Consider the following 19676-nt stretch of genomic DNA (forward strand, 5'->3'; position numbering starts at 1 on the left):
GGCCCTGGGTCCGGCGGCTTAGCAGGCAATTAGTGAACAGGAAGTTTCCATGCAGAAAATCAACACCGGGGCGCTGCTCGCCAGCTACGAGGGGGCGCTCACGTTCAGCAATCCGCTGACGGATGCCATCTCCACTGAGCAGTTCTCCGCCGAGTACGCCGAACGCCCGGAGTGGGCAGTGGGCCCGTTCCGCAAGGATGATTCCCTGACTTTCCGACAGGTCCAGGACTGGGACGACCCCACCGGCATCGGATGGACAGCGGATTCCATCTTCAATCCGTCCATCATGGAACACGACGGCAAGCTGTACCTCTTCTACCGTGCATCGCCGCGCAAGGAGTCAGTCTCCAGCCGCATTGGCGTTGCCGTCCTCGATCCCCAGACCGGGTGGCAGGACAATCCGTCCAATCCGGTGATCTACCCCACCCTGGACAACGAGATCCTGGGTTGCGAAGACCCCAAGGTATACCTGTCCGATGGCCGGTACTACATGTTCTACAACGGGATCTGGACCATCGACCACAGCGATGAGCAGGCCGGTCAGATGTCCGAGGCCTATCCTTTGGGCGATGTTGGGTGCGACATCAACGTTGCCGTCTCAGATGACCTGGTCCATTGGGAAAAGCTCGGCCTGGCAGTCCCCCACGAGATTTCACGGTACTGGGCGAAAGGGGCCGTCATCCCGCGAAACTCCCGCGGCGAAGCCGTCAAGATCGGGGGGCACTACCTGATGTATTTGTCTGAAGGCTGCGGTGGGACCACGCACGTCGGACGGTCCTCCGATCTGGTGAACTGGACATTTGAGCCGCAGGACTACCTGGACCTTGAACCGCTGGACGGCTCATTGCACGAGGTGGCCTGCGCCATCGTCAATGAAGGGGAGCGGACCGAGCTGGTTCTGGATTTTTTCTACGCCGACGCCAACGGCGATTTTGCCGCGGCGCAGGCGCTGTATTCCATCGACCAGCCCTTCACACAGAAAGCGATCAACGAGGGCGGATCCCTTGCCTGGGGAGGGCTGCTCAAATTCGAGGGCAGCTGGATGTTTGCCCAAGGCTGGGATGCTCCCAAGGGGTCCAGGGAGATGTACTTCTATCGCGCCGATCAACGCTAGCGTCCGTAGCGGGACCCGGCCGCGTCACGTCAGCAGCAGCGCCACACCGATCATCGCCGGCACCGCCACGATAGTGGTGATCAGCACCGTGTCCTTGGCCACGGTCAGGCCCGTGTTGTACCGGCTAGCGGCGACGAAAACGTTCTGAGCCGTGGGCAGGGAGGACGTGACCACGACGGCGAAGAGCGCCTGGCCGTCCATGCCCAGGCCGAAGCGGGCAAACAGGTAGGCAAGCGCCGGCTGGATGCCCAGCTTGAACAGCGTGGCCAGGAGGGTGTCCGCCCGCCGGGCGGTGGAGGCCTGGAGGGGCCGGGTGCCGTGCAGGCTCATCCCGAAAGCGATCAGCATGGCCGGGATCGCTGCGCCGCCGATCAGGTGGATCGGCTCCATCACCAGCGCGGGAACGTCCCACCCGGTGCCTGCCACGATGAGCCCCAGCGCTGATCCGACAATCATGGGATTCCGCAGGATCATCACCACGAAGCCCAGGGGAGTGGTGCGGTGGCTGCTGGTGCTTGAATCCAGCAGCATCAGGAACAGCGGAGTGAAGAAGGCGAGCTGGAAGATCAGGAGGGGTGCGACGTAGCTTGCGTCCCCCAGGACATATACCGCGATCGGAATACCCAGGTTTGCGGAGTTGGCCAGCGACGCAGCCATGGAGGACATCAGCGATTCAGGCAGCGTGCGCTTGAACCAGAACTTCACTACGGAGAAGTAGATCGCCGCGCTGGTCACCGCAGCCACCGCCGTCACCAGGAGCGGCTCGGCGAAGACGTCCTCGAGACGGGCCTCGCTGAGGGTTTCAAACAGCAGCGCAGGGCTGGCCACAAAAAACGTGAGCGCGCTGAGGACGGGCCGTGCGTTCTCTCCCAGGACGCGGTTCCGGCCCACGAACCAGCCCACCATGATGATGGACCACACCACGAAGAATCCGGCCAGGACGCCTAGCAAGGATCACCCGCGAGGGTGCGGCGGAACGCCGTACCGGGGTTCACTCTCCGGTTACAGGGCCGCGTTGTTGAGGGCGTGCGGCGGGCGTAGCATATCGGGGGTCAGACCCTCGGCGGGGTCGCTGCCCAACTGGACGATCTTGTTGTCCCGGTCCACATGAACCACCTTGGGCTGGTACGCGTTCGCTTCCTCGGTGGTCATCTGCGCATAGGTGATCAGAATGACGAGGTCGTTCTCGTGCATCAGGTGCGCGGCTGCGCCGTTGATGCCGATGACGCCGGAGCCGCGCTCGCCGGCGATCGTGTAGGTCTCCAGGCGTGAACCGTTGGTGATGTCCACAATCGAGACAAGCTCGCCGGGCAGGATGTCGGCAGCCTCCAGCAGGTCCAGGTCAACGGTGACCGAACCTACGTAGTGCAGGTCAGCGTGCGTGACAGTGGCCCGGTGGATTTTTGATTTGAACATTGTTCGATTCATAACTGCATCAGTTTAGCCCGGCGGGCGGGCGGGCGCAGTGACGCACGGAACAGTGACGCAGCAGCGGCCCCTGCGCACCGAGGGGGTGCCTGACAGCCGGGAGCGTACGACGACGGCGCTCACCCGGCGGCGTGCCCCGCCACAGCTTCGGCGGCCGCGGCCAGGGTTTCCCGGGCGGCCAGGATCGCCGGCCGCTTGGCGCTGGAGCGGCGCACGGACGTGAAGATCGTCCGGTGCGGCTTGCCGGGAAGCTCCAGGAGCCGGGCCGTCGTGCCGCGGCCGGTCCAGACCAGGTCCGGCATCAGGGCCACGGCGTTTCCGGACTCGATGAGGCGGATCTGCGCCTGCAGGTCAGCCGTCTCAAACCGCACGTCCGGCTCGAACCCGGCGCTGCGGCAGGCCTGTTCCGCCCAGTGGCGTGATGCGGCACCCCGCGGTTCCATGACCCACGGGAGTTCCGCGGTGTCCTCGATCGCGCGGATCTGTGCGCCGCCGTCGGACGCGGGAACAGCGAGGCGGATGGCGTCCGTGGTGAGCTTGACGCGGTCCAGCTCCGGATATCGCGGGGCGGCGTGGCCGGGGTACTGCTCGGCGATCACCAGGTCAAAGTCGCGCGCCCACGTTTCGTGGAGGGCGGTCTCCGGCTCGCGCTGGATCATCTCGATCCGCACCTCGGGGTACTCCAAGGTCATCCGCGTCAGCGTCTCCGGCATCAGCGCAAGTGCGGCCGACTGAAACACCGCGATCTTCACCGTGCCCGTGACGGTGGTGAGTGACGCGGCGAGGTCCGCTTCCGCCTGTTCCATGGTCTGCAGCAGCTGCGCGGTGTGCGCCACGAGCACCTCCGCCTGCGGCGTGAGCTGCACGCGCCGGCCCGTCTTCCGGAGCAGTTCGACGCCCACCTCCTTCTCCAGAAGGGCGAGCTGCTGCGAAACCGACGACGGGCTGTACTGGAGTGCCTCAGCCACCTCGGCAAGCGTCCCCCGGATGCTCAGTTCGCGGAGGAGGCGGAGCCGGCGGACATCAAGCATCAAGGAATCCTTACCAAAGCTAACGAATATAGATTAGGAGGAGTCACTTTATCTAATGCAACGGCGCTTGCATACTGTTGGAACCGAGTTACCCCTGCCGCAGCCGTCCCGCGCCGCGGCAGGCACGCACGAGCAGGAGTTCCTGATGAGCAGCAGAGACATGTCCCAATCAGTCATGCGGCGCAAGCCGATCGACGACATCGAGGAAGAGAACAAGCACAGCGGTCTCTTCAAATCCCTGGGGCTCTGGCAGCTCACGGCGATCGGCGTTGGCGGCATCATCGGCGTCGGCATCTTCTCGCTGGCCGGCCTGGTCGCTGCGGGCAGTGAGGGCAACCCCGGCGTGGGACCGGCCGTGCTGTTCTCCTTCCTGATCGCAGGTCTCGCCTCGGCAGCCGCGGCGTTGTCCTACGCCGAGTTTGCAGGCATGATTCCGCGCGCCGGTTCCGCCTATACCTACGGATACGTGGCGCTTGGCGAGATCATCGGCTGGTTCATCGGCTGGGACCTGCTGCTGGAGTACATCGCCATCGTGGCCGTGGTGGCCATTGGCATTTCGGGTTACTTCGACGCCTTCCTCTCGGGCATCGGGATCCACATGCCACTCTGGATGACCTCGACGGCGGATGAGGGCAAAGGCGGCATCGTCAACATCCCTGCCATCCTGGTCTGCCTCTTGGTCACCTGGATCCTGTCCCGCGGCACCAAGGCCTTTGGTCGGTTCGAACTGGTGGCCGTTGCCATCAAGGTGGTGCTGATCCTCTTCATCATCGGGCTGGGCGTCTTCTACATCGACACCAACAACTACAACCCGTTCATGCCCAGCGGGTTCGGTCCCGTCCTGGCCGGTGCTGCGACCGTCTTCTTCGCCGTGTTCGGTTACGACGCCATGAGCACCGCGGCTGAGGAAGCCACCGACGGCAAGAAGCACATGCCCAAGGCCATCATCCTGTCGCTGATTGTGGCCATGCTGCTGTACGTTGCCGCAACGTTGGTGCTGACCGGCATGCAGAACTACAGCGAGATCGACCCCAAGGCGGGCTTCGCATCCGCATTCACTTCCGTGGGACTCCCCGTCATTGCCACGATCATCTCCGTGTTCGCGGTGCTGTCCATCCTCACCGTAATGCTCACCTTCCTGCTGGGCGTCACCCGCGTTTGGTTCGCCATGAGCCGGGATGGCCTGCTGCCCGGCTGGTTCGCGAAGACCGATCACCACGGCACTCCGCAGCGCGTCACCTGGATCGCCGGCATCGCGTCCGCCTTCCTGGCCGGCGTTTTCCCCATCAAGGAAGTGGCCGATCTGACCAACATCGGCATCCTGGCGGCGTTCGTCGTCGTCTGCCTCTCGGTGATCATCTTCCGCTACAAGCGGCCCGACGCGCCGCGCACCTTCCGCCTGCCGCTGATGCCGCTGGTACCGGCATTCGGTGTGGTGGCCTCGGCGTTCCTGATGCTGCAGCTCCACTGGGAGACCTGGGTGCGCTTCGGCGTGTGGCTGGTTATCGGCCTGGCCATCTACTTCTTCTACGGCCGCCGCAACTCGCTGATGAACCCCAACAGCCCGCGGCACGAGGAGATCGTGGAGATGCACCGCCCGCTTCCGTAAACCCGCCCCGGACGCTCTCTCACTTAACGTCGGTTACGCCCGGGCGCTCTCTCACTTAACGTCAGGTAGACCCGGACGCTCTCTCACTTAACGTCGGTTACGCCCGGGCGCTCTCTCACTTAACGTCAGGTAGACCCGGACGCTCTCTCACCCCAAATAGGCGGTGAGAGAGCGTTTCCGGTTTTTCGGCATCAAGTGGGAGAGCGTCCCTGCTTTTGTTGCATTAGGTGAGAGAGGGTCGCCGCGGAATCATTGGGTTTTCTAATCTGTATTGCTTAGAAAAGATCGCTTTATCTTATGTGAATCCCGGCTCATACTGATGGAAAGACCTCCTAGATCCACAGGAAAGAACGGGAAAACCATGACCCACGTTGCTATCGAACCTGCAGTCGCCGGCGGCACCGCGCCGCGGACTGTCGACGTCGATGTCCCCCAGGCCAAAGCGCTCGCCGCTGACGCTGTCGCACTGGTCCGCCGCTGGCTGACCGAGGCCTCGAGGGTTCCCGTGGACGCCTCGGCACAGCAGCTCGCCGGCGTCCTCAAGGACCCGAACGGCCTCGAGTTCACCGTCGGCTTCGTGGACGGCGTGGTCCGCCCCGAAGACCTGAACGTCGCCGCCCGCAACCTCGCCAAACTGGCCCCCAAGGTTCCGGCCTTCCTGCCCTGGTACATGCGCAGCGCCGTCGCCCTCGGTGGCACTATGGCGCCCGTCCTCCCGCAGGTGGTCATCCCGGTAGCCCGCAAAGTCCTGCGCGAAATGGTGGGCCACCTGATCGTGGACGCCACCGACGCCAAGCTCGGCCCGGCCATCGCCAAGATCAAGAAGGACGGCATCAAGCTCAACGTCAACCTTCTTGGCGAGGCCGTCCTCGGTGAACACGAGGCCTCCCGCCGGCTCGAGGGCACGCACACCCTGCTGGCCCGCCCGGACGTGGACTACGTGTCCATCAAGGTCTCCTCCACCGTTGCCCCGCACTCCGCCTGGGCCTTCGACGAAGCCGTGGAGCACGTCGTCGACAAGCTCACCCCGCTGTTCCAGCGCGCCAATTCCTTCGCCCGGCCCGGCAGCACCACCGGCGGCAGGGCCAAGTTCATCAACCTGGACATGGAGGAGTACAAGGACCTGGACATGACCATCGCGGTCTTCACCCGGATCCTGGACAAGCCCGAGTTCAAGAACCTCGAGGCCGGCATCGTGCTCCAGGCCTACCTCCCGGACGCGCTGTCCGCGATGATCCGCCTCCAGGACTGGGCCGCTGAGCGCCGCGCCAACGGCGGTGCCGCCATCAAGGTCCGCGTGGTCAAGGGCGCCAACCTGCCCATGGAGCAGGTGGAATCCTCCCTTCACGACTGGCCGCTGGCAACCTGGGGAACCAAGCAGGACTCCGACACCAGCTACAAGAGCGTCATCAACTACTCGCTGCACCCCGAGCGGATCAAGAACATCCGCATCGGCGTGGCCGGCCACAACCTGTTCGACATCGCCTTCGCCTGGCTCTTGGCCAAGCAACGCGGCGTAGAGTCCGGCATCGAATTCGAGATGCTGCTCGGCATGGCGCAGGGCCAGGCCGAGGCCGTCAAGAAGGATGTCGGCTCGCTGCTGCTCTACACCCCCGTAGTCCACCCGTCCGAGTTCGATGTGGCCATCGCCTACCTGATCCGCCGTCTGGAAGAGGGCGCCAGCCAGGACAACTTCATGTCAGCGGTCTTCGAGCTGAGCGAAAACGAAGCCCTGTTCGAACGCGAAAAGCAACGCTTCCTGTCCTCCCTGGAAGCCCTGGACAACAGCGTGCCGCCGGCCAACCGCCAGCAGAACCGCAACCTCCCGCCGGTCCCGATGCCGCATGACAGCTTCGAGAACACGCCCGACACGGACCCCGCACTGCCGGCCAACCGGGACTGGGGCCGGGCCATCCTGGAACGCGTTCCCACTTCCACGCTGGGCAACGCCTCGGTCAAAGCCGCCTTCATCAACGACGAAGCCACGCTCAATGCCGCCATCCAGACCGCCGTCGAAAAGGGCAAGGCCTGGGGTGAACTTTCGGGCAATGAGCGCGCCGAGATCCTGCACCGCGCCGGTGACATCCTCGAGGCCCGCCGTGCCGACCTCCTTGAAGTCATGGCCAGCGAAACGGGCAAGACCATCGACCAGGGCGACCCCGAGGTCAGCGAGGCAGTGGACTTTGCCCACTACTACGCCGAATCGGCGCGCAGGTTGGACGCGGTCGACGGCGCCACGTACGTTCCGGCGAAGCTCACCGTCGTGACCCCGCCCTGGAACTTCCCGGTCGCCATTCCGGCAGGTTCCGCACTGGCGGCACTCGCGGCGGGGTCCGCCGTCGTGATTAAGCCTGCCAAGCAGGCCGCACGCAGCGGCGCCGTGATGGTGGAGGCGCTGTGGGAAGCAGGCGTCCCCAAGGACGTGCTGACCATGGTGCAGCTGGGGGAACGTGAGCTCGGCAAGCAGCTCATCAGCCACCCGGCGGTGGACCGCGTGATCCTCACCGGCGGCTACGAGACTGCCGAACTGTTCCGTTCGTTCCGCAGGGACCTGCCGCTGCTGGCCGAAACCAGCGGGAAGAACGCCATCATCGTCACCCCCAGCGCGGACCTGGACCTGGCGGCCAAGGACGTGGCCTACTCCGCGTTCGGCCACGCCGGCCAGAAGTGCTCAGCGGCCTCACTGGTGATCCTGGTGGGCTCCGTGGCCAAGTCCAGGCGTTTCCACAACCAGCTGATCGACGCCGTCACCTCGCTCAAGGTGGGCTACCCTGAGGACCCCACCAGCCAGATGGGCCCCATCATCGAGCCCGCCGGCGGCAAGCTGCTGAACGCGCTCACCACCCTGGGCGAGGGCGAAACGTGGGCCGTTGAGCCCAAGCAGCTGGACAACAGCGGCAGGCTGTGGAGCCCTGGGGTGCGCTACGGCGTCAAGCGTGGTTCCTACTTCCACCTCACCGAGTTCTTTGGGCCGGTCCTGGGCGTCATGACGGCAGAGACCCTGGAAGAGGCGATTGCCATCCAGAACCAGGTCGAGTACGGCCTTACCGCAGGCCTGCACTCCCTCAACTCTGAGGAACTCGGGATCTGGCTGGACTCCATCCAGGCGGGCAACCTCTACGTGAACCGCGGCATCACCGGTGCGATCGTGCAGCGCCAGCCGTTCGGTGGCTGGAAGAAGTCCGCTGTCGGTGCGGGCACCAAAGCCGGCGGACCCAACTATCTGGCTGGCCTGGGCGACTGGGTTTCCGCGGAGAGCACGGCCAGGGCCGAGGTTACCAACCCCGGCGTACGGCGCCTGCTCAACGCCTCAGGTCCCGCGCTGGAGACTGCCGAACTCGAGTCGGTGCAGCGTGCGCTGGCCTCCGACGCCGCGGCCTGGGCCGAAGAGTTCGGTACCGCCAAGGACGTCTCCGGCCTGAGCGCCGAACGCAATATTTTCCGCTACCGCAACCTGCCGGTCACCATCCGACTCTCCGAAGGCGAGCCGCTGGCGCACCTGGTCCGGACTGCGGCAGCCGGGATCCTGGCAGGCTCCGCGCTGACGGTGAGCACCGCCGTCGAACTTCCCGCCCAGGTGCGCGCCGTGCTCACCGGCCTGGACGTCAGCACCACGGTGGAGTCCGACGCCGAATGGCTGGCATCCGCAGCCCGGCTCGCCGTGGCGGGCAAGCTCTCGGGAGCGCGCATCCGCCTCATCGGCGGCGACGCGGCGGCGCTGGCGGAGGCCACGGATGGCCGTCCGGACCTGGCCGTGTACGCCCACCCGGTCACCGAGTCCGGGCGCGTGGAGCTGCTGCCGTTCCTGCACGAACAGGCCGTCAGCATCACCGCCCACCGGTTCGGCACCCCGAACCACCTGTCGGACGCGCTGATTTAGCCAAAAACAAGGCCGGGCAACCACTTTCCGTGGTTGCCCGGCCCGCTGTCTAAATGCTGTCAGCCCAGATACCAGCCGGGCGGCGTCCAAGTGAGCGGCACGCTGTGGGCCGAGAAGTCCTCGCAGCCGGTACAGGTGTAGGCCACCTCGCCGAGGGTGGTGACGGTGCCGTCGCTGCGGTAGGTGGGCGGGATGTAGGACTCAAGGTAGATGAACTCGTCGGTGCGGCACTTGTCGCAGGTGGGCTTGCCGATATATCCGGAGTCCACGGTTGCCCTGCCGGTGCCGAGCGTGGACTGGCGCGTGGCCGGGCGCGCGGGGGTGTGCGGCCTTGCATGGGCCGCGGCGGGGTGAATGTTCCTGGCTGTCGTCATTGGCTGCCTGTCCCGGGCGCTGAACCTGGCGTGCAGGGGCGCGCTCGTGTTGCTGAACCGGCCTGCTGCTTGACCTTGGGAAAATCAGCATAGTGGAGCAAGGTTCACTCATCAATGGTTAAGGCTGCTTCAGTGCGCGGCCCAGGATGGCCTGGATCAGTGCATCCACCACCTCTGTATTGGCCAGGGGGTTGCGGATCAGGGTGAAATCGACATCGCCCACCGGCGGCAGGTCGAAGCGCCTGGTGATGATCCTCAGGTCGTCCGGAACCAGCGACGACGGCATCACGGCTACGCCAATGCCGGCCCGGACCGCGGCCAGGACGCCGCTGATTTGCCGGGTAGTGCAGGTAATGCGCCAGGTCAGGCCGCGGGCCTCCAGCGCGTCGATGGCCAGCTTCCGGCTCAGGCTCGGTGCCGGGTACGAAATCAGCGGCACGGGGTGGCCCGGCTCAAGGGCGGTCTGTTCCAGGCCCACCCAGGCGAATGAGTCGTGCTGCACCGGCGTGCCCTCCTTGGCTCCCGCCACCCACTTGACGAAGACCAGGTCCAGTTGGCCGGCGTTGAGCCGCCGGTAGAGCTGGTCACTTTGGCCGACCGTGAGCTCCAGGTTGATCTGCGGATACACCTGGCGGAAGTCACGAAGGATGCGGGGCAGGCCGGTGATGGCCAGGTCGTCAGCCGTTCCGAAGCGCAGCCGCCCCCGCATCGCGGACCCGGAGAAATAGCGCGCCGCGGCATCGTGGGCAGACAGGATGGTGCGGGCGAAGCCTGCCATCGCGTCTCCGTTGTCCGTAAGCCGGACGTCGCGGGTGTCCCGCGCGATCAGCCCCCGTTTGGCTGCAGCTTCGAGCTTCCGGACGTGCTGGCTGACAGTGGGCTGGGCGAGGCCCAGCCGTTCGGCCGCCTTGGTGAAGCTCAGGGTTTCCGCCACGGCCAGGAAGGAGCGGAGCTGGGCTGGGTCAAACACGTCGGGACCTCCGGAAGCGGCCAGTAACCGGGCTATTACATATTGCAATGGGATTTATAGGGGCGATACCCCTCCATAATCACGTGCACCCACCCTAGCGTTAAGCGCATCCCGACCGCCCGCTTTGTGAGGACATCCCTGTGGCATCCCACGCGCCGTCTCCGGCCACCGCCAGCCAGCCCGTCATCGACTCTGCGCTCCACCAAACCCAGCCCGTCGCCGTCGTCCCCCAGCATCTTCCCTGGCGGCACACGTTCATTTCGCTGAAGGTCCCGAACTTCCGCATCTTTGCCGTCGGCCATTTTGTTGCCGTCATCGCCCTGTGGATGCAGCGCATCGCCCAGGACTGGCTGGTTCTGCAGCTGTCCGGTTCCGTGACCGCGGTGGGCATCACCGTTGCACTGCAGTTCCTGCCGTCCCTGCTGTTGGGACCCTGGGGCGGCGTGGTGGCAGACCGGTTCGCCAAGCTGAAGGTGCTGATTCTCTGCCAAGCGATGGCCGCCGTCCTTGCGGCAGCCCTTGCGGCACTGGCCCTCACCGGCGCCATCGAGGTGTGGCACGTCTACGTGATCGCGCTGGTCCTTGGCCTGGTCACGGTGCTGGACCAGCCCGCCCGCCAGGTCTTCGTGCACGAACTGGTGGGACCGGCGTATCTTCGCAACGCGATCAGCGTCAACTCCACCACTTTCCAGCTGGGCGGGCTGATCGGACCTGCCCTGGCCGGCATCCTCCTGACGGCAGTGGGCGCGGGCTGGGCCTTTGCCGCGAACGCTGCGGCCTGCTGTTCCACGGTGGCGGCCCTCCTGCTCCTGCGGAGGGACCAGCTGCACGTCAGCCCGCCGGTTTCCAAGAGCAAGGGCATGCTCCGCGCGGGACTCCGCTATGCGCTGGGCAAGCCCACGATCTTCTGGCCGTGGCTGATGGCCGGGTTCATTGCCGTCTTCGCCATGGGACTGCCTGTGGTGCTCGCAGCCTTCGCCGACCACGTCTTCGACATCGGCGCCAGCGGGTACGGGCTCCTCAACGCGCTGGTTGCCCTTGGCGCTTTGGCAGGTGCCGTGGCCTCCACGCGGCGGCGGCAGCTGCGGCTGCGGTCCGTAGTGTTCTGCGCCGGCATGTACGGGACCATGCTTTGCCTGGCCGCGGCGGCGCCGTCCCTTCCATGGTTCGGGGCCGTGATGGTCTTCAGCGGATTCTGGTGCCTGATGTTCCTGACCGCAGCCAACCAGCTGGTCCAGATCAGCTCGAACATGGGCATCCGGGGACGGGTCATGAGCCTGTACATCATGGTGCTGGTGGGCGGCCAGGCCATCGGCGGCCCGATGATCGGCTGGATCGCCGAGCACGCTGACCCGCACCTGGCCCTGCTGGTCTGCGGCGGCGTGCCCGCGCTCGCGGCTGCAACTGTCGCCGTCGTGCTTGCCAGGAAAGGTTCCCTGCGCCTGAAGGTGGATGTAAAGGACCGCCGCCACCCGGTGCGGATCATCCCCCGGGCAATGCCCGCCTGATGCAGCGTGCTTGTTCGCAGATCCCCGCCCTGGGGGCTCGGATCTGCGAACAAGCCGGGGATCCGTGAAGGCTTACGCCGGAAGGTGCGGATACTCCGCGGCGCGCCCCTGGAACTCGAGCACGTCTTTGTTTTGGATGACGCCGTCGTGGATTTCGATGGCCCGGGAGATGGTGTCGTTGCCTTCCCAAGCCGCCGGACCGCCGATGACCGTCTCCAGGAACGGCAGCAGCGCCAGGCTGATCTCCCACGTGGAGGAATTCCAGAGATAGGAGGGGCTGTGGTCCACGGCGTAGTAGCCGATGTGGTTCCCCACGGTGAACATGGGCTCGGTGAAAGTGGTGCAGCGGGCCCAGCTAAAGCCCATGCCCTCATCACACGAGACGTCAACGACCAGGCTTCCGGGCCTGAAGGCTTCCAGGTCTTCGGTCCGAAGGTAGGTCAGCGGATTGTTTGGGTCCTGCAGCGTGCAGTTGACCACGATGTCGCTCTCGGCCAGGAACGGTGCCAGCGGAACCCTGCCGCGCTCGGTGATGACCTGGCTCAGGTAGGGGGCTTCGGCGTCGTGGTCAAACTGGACGATATTGACCGAGTGGATCGGGGCGCCCACGGCGGCCACTTCCCGGTTGGTCAGCACCTGGACATCATGGATGCCGTGGGCGTTAAGCGCTGTCACGGCGCCGCGTGCAGTGGCACCAAAACCAATGACGACGGCACTGAGCCGCCGCCCGTAATCGCCCGTTGATCCGGTCAGGGCGAGGGCATGCAGCACCGAGCAATAGCCGGCCAGTTCGTTGTTCTTGTGGAACACGTGCAGTCCGAAGCCGCCGTCGCTGGCCCAGTGATTCATGGCCTCAAAGGCGATCAGGGTCAGCTTCTTGTCGATGGCAAGCTGGGTGATCGCACGGTCCTGGACGCAGTGCGGCCAGCCCCACAGGACCTGGCCGTCCCGCAGGTCAGCCAGGTCTGCCGGCTGCGGTTTTGGCAGAAGCACGACGTCGGCCTCCGCCAGCAGCGCCTCCCGGCCCGCCATCCTTCCCACCAGAGTGGAGAGGTGGGCATCGGAGACGCCGAAGCGCTCGCCGTAGCCCTCTTCGAGGATGATACGGCGGCGTACTTCGGGTGCGATCCGATCAAAATGGAGCGGATGGATGGGCAGTCGGCGTTCGTCCGGTTTCCGGGTGGATGCGAGGACGCCGAGGGTGAGTTGGCTCGGTTGGCCGGTCACTTCTTTTTGGCGGTCTTGCCGGCGGTGATGTCCAACGAACTGGCGGGGGCTGCGGCGGCCCGCTTGTCGGCACGCTTTTCCTTGATGGATTTGCCGGATTTTTTGGATGCTGCTTGACGGGGGGACTTGTCAGCCATGATTGCTCCTGTAGTGGAACCGAATAGGTTCCTGACTACTGACGATACATGCCGGTACCTAATGTCAGGCGCGGCGTCGGGGAATTGTGGTAACCCGGGGAACGGTGGAGCGACTGAGAGTGGAGCGGCTGACGGGAATCGAACCCGCGTATCAAGCTTGGGAAGCTAGCGCTCTACCATTGAGCTACAGCCGCGACGCCCCGCGTGCGGGGCAGGACTTAGCTTAGCGCAGATCCGCCGGCCACCCGCCAACCGTTGCCGCGGGCGGCCGTGTCCTGTTGCATCCCGCGTCATCCAGTAACTCTTCAATAACGTCCGACGCCCTGGTTAGCACCAGCTGCTGCCCGCTGGCTAACCTGATCCGGGCGGCCGCTGCGAATGCGGCTGCAAGCAAACGGACGGCGACACGGGAAGATACTGATGGCATTCGCAGAGCACGAGGTCCTGATCAGGCGCGACGCCCTGTCTGTGTACCTCTTCCTCGTGGACGCCACCAACCTGCCTTCGTGGCGGGACGGCGTCCGGAGCGTCAAGCTGCTGCACGGTTCCGCTGGCACCAGGGGCGCCCTGTACCGGCAGATGGTGTCGGGCAGGTCAGGCCTCAGTATCCCGGCCGACCTCGAACTTGTCGAAGCCCGGCCCGGTGCTGAGGTGCAGTTCCGCGTGGTGTCCGGACCTGGCCGCAGGTCCGGCGGTTACTATCTGAGCACGGAGTCGGCCGGCACACGCGTGCGGTTCGCGCTCGAAGCCAGGCCCGAGGGGCCCTTCGGGTTCCTCAACCGGATGGTGCAGCGCAGCCTTGAAGCGGACGTTGCCCAGCTTGAGCGGCTCAAGGGCGTTATGGAGCTCCAGCTCGCGAGCTGACCTGGCACCGGTTTGCGGGATTCGGGAAGGTATCCGCTGGGCCGCCGTCCCCGCAGGAAGCGCTACTGCGCGAGCCGCTGGCCCGCCCAGGTCCCAGCAATGGACGACGGCGACGCGAACTTGCCGCTGCTCAGGTCCCAGTACTGGAGGACGTCAGTTCCCCGGCGCAGCGCCAGCCCCTTTGAGTTCAGGGCGGTCACATCCCGCAGCGGCCGCACGCTGGTAACGTCCTGCCAGCCGGTGGCCACGGTGGCCCGGATTTCCGCAGGCAGGACGGTGGTTCCGACACCGCGGTACAGGACCACCGCGCCGTCAGTCCGGAACGCCAGGACATCCTCGAAACCGTCGGCGTTGTAATCGACCATCGTGATGCGGGCCGCGGTCACGCCGGACGTCACCAGAACCCGGGTTGCCAGGTCCGCCACGCCCCGGTTGGGATAGAGGTAGACGTTCCCCGCGGTATCCAGGGCAAGGATCTGGGGCATCCGGTTGTTGGCACACCAACCCCCGACTGCCAGCTTGAGGCTGTCCCATCCGCCGTTGCCGAGGGTGAGCGGAGACTGGAAGCCGCCGCCGGCAAGTCCGCGGTGCAGTGTCAGGTTGCCGGTGCTGTTCCATTGGGTAAGGAGGTCGTAGGCGCCGTCGCGGTCCCAGTCAGTAGTGAAGACTTCCTTGGCACTCCCGAACCCTGAGCCGATGGCCCTGGCCGCGCCGTACGTCCCTGCGCCCGTGGAAGGACGGTTCAGTAGTTGCCCGGAAGCATTTACGGTGACGATGTCCGCTGCGCTGTTGATCGAGGCGGCCGAAAGGTCCAGCGTGGGCGGCATGTGCTTGGCGGTGGGGTCGCACAGGCTGGGCGGGGGAGCAGGGAAGGCGCCGCCGGGGTCTGTGGTGGAGCCGCCGGGAGCCGTGGTGGTTCCGGCCGGGAGGGTGCTGTAGCCGAAGAAGTTGACCACACCCCAGATCTTGTAGGTGCTGTCCGTGTACGTGATGCCCGCGCCCATAACGTTAAACCGCGGGTCCAGCAGCAGGGCGTTGTGTCCCGGGGATCCCTTCCACCAGTTCACCAGCAGGGCGGGGTCACGGATCGTGTTGATGGAGATGACTTCCCCGGCGCCCTTGTCCGGGCTTAGCGCGCGCGGGTCGAGCCAGAAATTTGCCCGGTGTTCGATGACTTCGCGGCTGGCGATACTGTCCGACCACTCCTGCGCCATGCCGGCCACGGTGGCGTGGTACTTCAACGGTGCCAGGCCCTTGGACACGCGGTACTCATTGATGAGGTTGAAGAGTTTGAGGATGTCGGCCGCGTTGCTGTCCTTGACCAGCGCCTGGGTGGACGGCAGGGGCTCTTCCGGTTCGGGTGGCGCGGCTGCCGTTCCGACCATCGAGTCGGCCAATTGACGGTCGGTGGCCGACAATGCCGGGATCCAGTTGGGGGATGGCTTTGTGTCCGCCGGCGGTGTTCCCGGTGCGGGTGGGTCCGCAGGCGCGGACGGTGCAGGAGCAGGGGCGGCCGGCGGCAGGGGGCTTGCAAGTGCCGGATCCGGGCCACGGGTGGTGTCCGCGGGAGGTGCGTTTCCGGCGGCAGGCGCGTCGGGAAATCCGTCCGAAGATCCGGTGGACGGGCCCATGGAAGCCGCGCCGCCGCCGTCGTCCGCTGCGTGGAAGTCCTCAGACCTGGAAGCGCCGGCGTCCCGGGCCTGTTCCCGGAGCGAATCCTTAGCCTCAGGTAAATCCGCGTCTTTCTGCGAGGTGACGGGAGGATAGTTGTCCGGCGGGGCGCTCGCCGGCTGGCCGGCCGCCGAGAGCGTGGAACCCGAAGAAGGCTCCGGCTGGAAGGAACCGGTCAGCGCGCCCGAAGAGGACGAAACCAGCGCGACGGTACACAAGGTACCGACCACGGCGTGTGCCAGCCATTTTTTCACGAGTTCCCCAGCTCAGTCGGGCCATCCGGGAGACCATCCGGCGCCTGAATGTTCACACGCAACATTAGCCCCACCTGTTGCCCGCAACAACGGGGCAGCAGTTCGCTGTGGATAAACGAGACTCTCTCCGTGCGGTAATTTGGGACAGTGCTGATCTCTGACCGCGACATTCGTGCCGAAATTGACTCCCGCCGGATCGTGCTTGAACCGTACGATGCCGCTATGGTGCAGCCGTCCTCCGTGGACGTGCGGATCGACAAGTTCTTCCGCCTTTTCGACAACCACAAGTACGCGCACATCGACCCCGCGCAGGAGCAGCCCGAGCTGACCCGCCTGGTGGAGGTGGAGGAGGACGAGGCGTTCATCCTGCACCCCGGCGAGTTCGTCCTGGGTTCTACGTACGAGACCGTCACGCTGCCAGACGATATCGCCGCCCGCCTGGAGGGCAAGTCGTCGCTTGGCCGGCTGGGCCTGCTGACGCACTCCACCGCCGGGTTCATCGACCCCGGGTTCTCCGGCCACGTGACCCTGGAACTGTCCAACATGGCCACACTGCCCATCAAGCTGTGGCCCGGCATGAAGATCGGCCAGCTCTGCTTCTTCCGGCTGACGTCGGCCGCGGAATTCCCCTACGGCCAGGGCGACTACGGAAACCGATACCAGGGCCAGCGGGGCCCCACCGCGAGCCGCAGCCACCTGAATTTCCACCGCACGGGCATCTGAGCTGTGATCGAGGCGTGAGCTCTCACCGCCACCGGCCTTCCTAACCGGCGGGATCCCACTCCTCGATCGCGGAAACGCCGGCGCAGTGTTCCTCCACACTGTGGATAACGGCCATGCCGCCCCGCCGCCGTGCCAACAATTGGCTCATGCGGCAGCCTTCACCTCTTCCCCCACACCTGGCGGGGCGTTCCTTCACACTCCTTGAACAGGTGCAGGCGGGGGTGCCTGCGGGCCGGGCCTGGCGGCGTGACCTTCGGGTGGCAAGCCGGGGAGTGCGTGTTCCCTGGAAAGAAGCCCAGCCGCTGCGCCACACCTGCCGCCTGCTCACGTCGCTGACTCCAGGCGCGGTCTGCTGCTTCTCGACCGCCGCACGGTTATGGGGATGCCCGCTGCCCCTGGACCTGCAGAATGAATTGCTGGTCCACCTGTCGAAAACGGGCGGAGGTGGCAGGCCTGTGCGCAAGGGGGTGGCCGGACACCGGCTGACCCTTTGCGAGCAGGATATGACGCGGCTCGATGGCATTCCTGTGACCAGCGCTGCGCGGACATGGCTGGATCTGGCCTCGATCCTGGACGTTGAGGATCTGGTGGCCGCCGGGGACTACTTCATCTGCAGCCAGTCAAGGAGTTTCGGGTCCCGGCGGGAGGCGTTCTGTTCCCTGGCGGACCTCCGGGCTCAGGTTGCTGCGGCGCCGGGAGTCCGCGGCATCAGGACGGCCCGGCAGGCAGTGGACCTATGCCGCGTCGGCGCCGATTCCGTCCCTGAATCCCGGCTTCGGCTGGCCATGGCGCGCATCGGGCTGCCGGAACCGACGTTGAGGTATGTGGTGGAGGAACCTGCGGGCTGGGAGCTTGCGTGGCCTGACCTCGCCTATCCGGAGTTCAAGGTGGCCGTCAATTATGACGGGCGCCACCACCTCGAAGCCCGCCAGCGCGAGTCTGATATCCGCAGGGACGAATCATTGGCCGCCGCCGGGTGGCATTCCGTGACGGTGACGGCGGGCCATGTCAGGACGTGGGGTTACGACGGTTGCGCCCAACGCGTCCTGGATGCCCTGGTCCGGGCTGGCTGGCGTATCGATGCGTGAGATGTCGGCGCCAACGCAACGGCGGAACGACGGGATCTCACCTCTCGGCGGAGGCCATGGTCCGGAACGGGTTGGTGTACGGGGGGAGGGCCTGGCCGGGCGCCTACGCCGGCGCGGCCGCTGCCCGCGGACGGGTGGCGGCCTTGAGCAGCGGTTCGACATAGCGCGCTGCGAGGGGTCCGAGGATCGCCATCAACAGCACGTAGGCAGTGGCGAGGGCTGCAAGTTCGCCGCTAATGGCGCCGGAGGCCACGGCGAGCCCGGCAATAACTATCGAGAACTCGCCGCGGGCGATCAGGGTAGCGCCGGCGCGGAAACGGCCCTGCCGGGCAATTCCCGCGCGCTTGGCGGCCCAGATGCCCGTCAGCATCTTGGTGGCTGCCGTGATGACAGCCAGCACCAGCGCCCAGCCCAGTACCGGCGGAATGGTGGCAGGGTCCGTATTCAGCCCGAACGCCACGAAGAAGATGGCCGCGAAAAGATCCCGGAGCGGCTCGAGGATCCGGGTGGCGTTATGCGCCGTGGCTCCGGAAATCGCGATGCCGAGCATGAAGGCCCCCACCGCTGCGGACACCTGCATGGCGGATGCCAGCCCGGCCACCAGCAGCGCTGCTCCCAGGACGTTGAGCAGGAAGACCTCTGAGTTTTCGCTGTGCACGGCTTTGGACACGTGGTGTCCATGCCGCAGCGCCACCATCAGGACCACGCTGACCACCGCCAAGGCAATGCCGATGCTGGTGAGCCCGCCGAGGAAACTGACCCCGGCCAGCACCGTGGTCAGCAGGGGCAGGTACACCGCCATGGCCAGATCCTCGAACACCAGGATGGAGAGCACCACGGGTGTCTCGCGGTTACCGATGCGGCCCAAGTCGGTGATCACCTTGGCCGCGATGCCGGAGGACGAGATGTACGTGACGCCGCCCAGCACCATCGCCCCCACGCCGCCCCATCCCAGGAAGTAAGCCAGTGCGGCGCCGGGCGCAAAGTTGAGGAGCAGGTCGAGAACGCCCGCATGCCAGGATCGTCGCAGACCGGTGAACAGCTCGGCGGCCGTATATTCCAAGCCGAGCATAAGCAGGAGCAGGATGACGCCGATCTCGCCGGAGAGATGTGCGAACTCGTGCATGCCCTCGAGCTTCACGATCCCGCCGGCGCCGAACGCCAGTCCGCCGAGCAGGTACAGCGGGATGGGGGACATGCTGATCCGCCCGGCCAGCCTGGCCAGCAGGCCCAGGCAGAACACAACGGCCCCCAGCTCGATGAGGGCCAGGGCGAGCGGATCCATGGCGGTCAGCCGTGACGGAGGATGGTTGCCGCCTCGTCCAGGCCTTCCTGGGTGCCGACGGCGATCAGGAGGTCGCCGGCGCGGAGTACGACGTCGGGTCCCGGCGAGGGGAGCACCTCGCCTTCGCGCATGATCGCCACGATGGACACACCGCAGCGGGTCCGGACGGCCGCGTTGCCCATGGGCTGGTCATGGAAGGGGGAACCGGGGGAAATCGAGAACTGCCGGGTGACGATGCCCGGGACGTCCTTGTGCTCCTCGGTCAGCTTCATGGCCAGGTGGCGGCCGCCCAGCAGGTTTCCCAAGGTGGCTGCCTCGTCACCGGTGAGCGGAATGGAAGCCTGGCAGGTGTCGGGGTCGTCCCAGGCGGAAACGATGAGTTCCGTCTGGCCCTCCCGCAGCTCCACCACGCCGATCCGGCGGCCGGATGCTGTCATGAAATCCCTCCGGCGCCCCAGGCCCGGAAGGTCGGTCTCATCCACGTTCATGGTTCCAGCCTAGTCTCCCGGACCC

Annotated in this window: 17 protein-coding genes and 1 tRNA gene; 7 read left to right on the forward strand and 11 right to left on the reverse strand. The window is 65.8% G+C overall.

Translation table 11 applies throughout. The features are described from left to right. Positions 1–49: 49 nt before the first annotated feature. On the forward strand, positions 50–1114 hold the full coding sequence (locus ACFWIX_RS00085) for a hypothetical protein (protein ID WP_377214075.1): 1065 nt from the start codon (positions 50–52) through the stop codon (positions 1112–1114). 24 nt (positions 1115–1138) lie between these two features. On the opposite strand, the gene ACFWIX_RS00090 is transcribed toward ACFWIX_RS00085, so the two are convergent. From ACFWIX_RS00090 to ACFWIX_RS00100, 3 genes are all read right to left on the reverse strand, one after another. Beyond that, positions 1139–2065 (reverse strand): AEC family transporter, encoded by a 927-nt coding sequence (locus ACFWIX_RS00090; RefSeq protein ID WP_377214076.1) that lies wholly within the window; start codon positions 2063–2065, stop codon positions 1139–1141. Between the two features lie 51 nt (positions 2066–2116). Then, on the reverse strand, positions 2117–2542 hold the full coding sequence (gene panD / locus ACFWIX_RS00095) for an aspartate 1-decarboxylase (RefSeq protein ID WP_377214077.1): 426 nt from the start codon (positions 2540–2542) through the stop codon (positions 2117–2119). A gap of 119 nt (positions 2543–2661) precedes the next feature. Then, on the reverse strand, positions 2662–3573 hold the full coding sequence (locus ACFWIX_RS00100; protein ID WP_377214078.1) for a LysR substrate-binding domain-containing protein: 912 nt from the start codon (positions 3571–3573) through the stop codon (positions 2662–2664). Positions 3574–3718: 145 nt separating this feature from the next. On the opposite strand from ACFWIX_RS00100, the gene ACFWIX_RS00105 reads away from it, so the two are divergent. After that, complete coding sequence (locus ACFWIX_RS00105) at positions 3719–5182, forward strand: amino acid permease (RefSeq protein ID WP_377214079.1); 1464 nt, start codon at positions 3719–3721, stop codon at positions 5180–5182. Between the two features lie 361 nt (positions 5183–5543). Then, positions 5544–9062 (forward strand): bifunctional proline dehydrogenase/L-glutamate gamma-semialdehyde dehydrogenase, encoded by a 3519-nt coding sequence (locus ACFWIX_RS00110; protein WP_377214080.1) that lies wholly within the window; start codon positions 5544–5546, stop codon positions 9060–9062. 59 nt (positions 9063–9121) lie between these two features. Here ACFWIX_RS00110 and ACFWIX_RS00115 read toward each other — a convergent pair whose 3' ends face one another. Next, complete coding sequence (locus tag ACFWIX_RS00115) at positions 9122–9436, reverse strand: hypothetical protein (RefSeq protein WP_377214081.1); 315 nt, start codon at positions 9434–9436, stop codon at positions 9122–9124. A 118-nt stretch (positions 9437–9554) separates the two neighbouring features. Next, positions 9555–10406: a LysR substrate-binding domain-containing protein gene (locus ACFWIX_RS00120; RefSeq protein ID WP_377214082.1), complete on the reverse strand. Its 852-nt coding sequence runs from the start codon at positions 10404–10406 to the stop codon at positions 9555–9557. Positions 10407–10546: 140 nt separating this feature from the next. Here ACFWIX_RS00120 and ACFWIX_RS00125 point away from each other — a divergent pair, with 140 nt between their 5' ends. Then, positions 10547–11914: an MFS transporter gene (locus tag ACFWIX_RS00125; protein ID WP_377214083.1), complete on the forward strand. Its 1368-nt coding sequence runs from the start codon at positions 10547–10549 to the stop codon at positions 11912–11914. Positions 11915–11986: 72 nt separating this feature from the next. On the opposite strand, the gene ACFWIX_RS00130 is transcribed toward ACFWIX_RS00125, so the two are convergent. From ACFWIX_RS00130 to ACFWIX_RS00140, 3 genes are all read right to left on the reverse strand, one after another. Beyond that, positions 11987–13141 carry a N(5)-(carboxyethyl)ornithine synthase gene (locus ACFWIX_RS00130; RefSeq protein ID WP_377214084.1) on the reverse strand — a complete coding sequence of 385 codons (1155 nt, stop codon included), beginning with the start codon at positions 13139–13141 and terminating at the stop codon, positions 11987–11989. Next, a complete protein-coding gene (locus tag ACFWIX_RS00135) occupies positions 13138–13278 on the reverse strand; it encodes a hypothetical protein (RefSeq protein ID WP_377214085.1) in 141 nt (46 codons plus the stop codon). Before ACFWIX_RS00135 ends, ACFWIX_RS00130 begins: the two co-directional genes overlap by 4 nt. A 120-nt stretch (positions 13279–13398) precedes the next feature. Next, positions 13399–13472 (reverse strand) — tRNA-Gly (locus ACFWIX_RS00140). 226 nt (positions 13473–13698) lie between these two features. Here ACFWIX_RS00140 and ACFWIX_RS00145 point away from each other — a divergent pair. Then, on the forward strand, positions 13699–14142 hold the full coding sequence (locus tag ACFWIX_RS00145; protein WP_377214086.1) for an SRPBCC family protein: 444 nt from the start codon (positions 13699–13701) through the stop codon (positions 14140–14142). A 62-nt stretch (positions 14143–14204) separates the two neighbouring features. Here ACFWIX_RS00145 and ACFWIX_RS00150 read toward each other — a convergent pair whose 3' ends face one another. Continuing rightward, the gene (locus ACFWIX_RS00150; RefSeq protein ID WP_377214087.1) at positions 14205–16067 is read right to left on the reverse strand and encodes a CAP domain-containing protein; all 1863 of its coding nucleotides are present in this window, start codon (positions 16065–16067) and stop codon (positions 14205–14207) included. 147 nt (positions 16068–16214) lie between these two features. On the opposite strand from ACFWIX_RS00150, the gene dcd reads away from it, so the two are divergent. Together dcd and ACFWIX_RS00160 are read left to right on the forward strand one after the other, a co-directional pair. Beyond that, a complete protein-coding gene (dcd, locus tag ACFWIX_RS00155; protein WP_377214088.1) occupies positions 16215–16790 on the forward strand; it encodes a dCTP deaminase in 576 nt (191 codons plus the stop codon). A gap of 503 nt (positions 16791–17293) precedes the next feature. Continuing rightward, entirely contained in the window at positions 17294–17878 is a 585-nt protein-coding gene (locus ACFWIX_RS00160) for a hypothetical protein (RefSeq protein ID WP_377214089.1), read from the forward strand. A gap of 103 nt (positions 17879–17981) precedes the next feature. On the opposite strand, the gene ACFWIX_RS00165 is transcribed toward ACFWIX_RS00160, so the two are convergent. Both ACFWIX_RS00165 and ACFWIX_RS00170 read right to left on the reverse strand, forming a co-directional pair. Then, entirely contained in the window at positions 17982–19163 is a 1182-nt protein-coding gene (locus ACFWIX_RS00165) for a cation:proton antiporter (protein ID WP_377214090.1), read from the reverse strand. Positions 19164–19168: 5 nt separating this feature from the next. Further along, positions 19169–19651, reverse strand: a complete 483-nt coding sequence (locus ACFWIX_RS00170; RefSeq protein WP_377214091.1) for a cation:proton antiporter regulatory subunit — start codon at positions 19649–19651, stop codon at positions 19169–19171. Positions 19652–19676 lie beyond the last annotated feature (25 nt).

It is taken from the genome of Pseudarthrobacter sp. NPDC058362 (genome assembly GCF_042723515.1).
In the GTDB taxonomy this organism is placed as follows: domain Bacteria; phylum Actinomycetota; class Actinomycetes; order Actinomycetales; family Micrococcaceae; genus Arthrobacter.

Excerpts from the sequence above, each read along its gene's own strand:
- ACFWIX_RS00135 (WP_377214085.1), bottom strand. The coding sequence starts at position 13,278 with ATGGCTGACAAGTCCCCCCGTCAAGCAGCATCCAAAAAATCCGGCAAA.
- ACFWIX_RS00085 (WP_377214075.1), top strand. The coding sequence starts at position 50 with ATGCAGAAAATCAACACCGGGGCGCTGCTCGCCAGCTACGAGGGGGCG.
- ACFWIX_RS00165 (WP_377214090.1), bottom strand. The coding sequence starts at position 19,163 with ATGGATCCGCTCGCCCTGGCCCTCATCGAGCTGGGGGCCGTTGTGTTC.
- ACFWIX_RS00115 (WP_377214081.1), bottom strand. The coding sequence starts at position 9,436 with ATGACGACAGCCAGGAACATTCACCCCGCCGCGGCCCATGCAAGGCCG.
- ACFWIX_RS00160 (WP_377214089.1), top strand. The coding sequence starts at position 17,294 with ATGACGCGGCTCGATGGCATTCCTGTGACCAGCGCTGCGCGGACATGG.
- ACFWIX_RS00100 (WP_377214078.1), bottom strand. The coding sequence starts at position 3,573 with ATGCTTGATGTCCGCCGGCTCCGCCTCCTCCGCGAACTGAGCATCCGG.
- panD (WP_377214077.1), bottom strand. The coding sequence starts at position 2,542 with ATGAATCGAACAATGTTCAAATCAAAAATCCACCGGGCCACTGTCACG.
- ACFWIX_RS00110 (WP_377214080.1), top strand. The coding sequence starts at position 5,544 with ATGACCCACGTTGCTATCGAACCTGCAGTCGCCGGCGGCACCGCGCCG.
- ACFWIX_RS00105 (WP_377214079.1), top strand. The coding sequence starts at position 3,719 with ATGAGCAGCAGAGACATGTCCCAATCAGTCATGCGGCGCAAGCCGATC.
- ACFWIX_RS00145 (WP_377214086.1), top strand. The coding sequence starts at position 13,699 with ATGGCATTCGCAGAGCACGAGGTCCTGATCAGGCGCGACGCCCTGTCT.
- ACFWIX_RS00170 (WP_377214091.1), bottom strand. The coding sequence starts at position 19,651 with ATGAACGTGGATGAGACCGACCTTCCGGGCCTGGGGCGCCGGAGGGAT.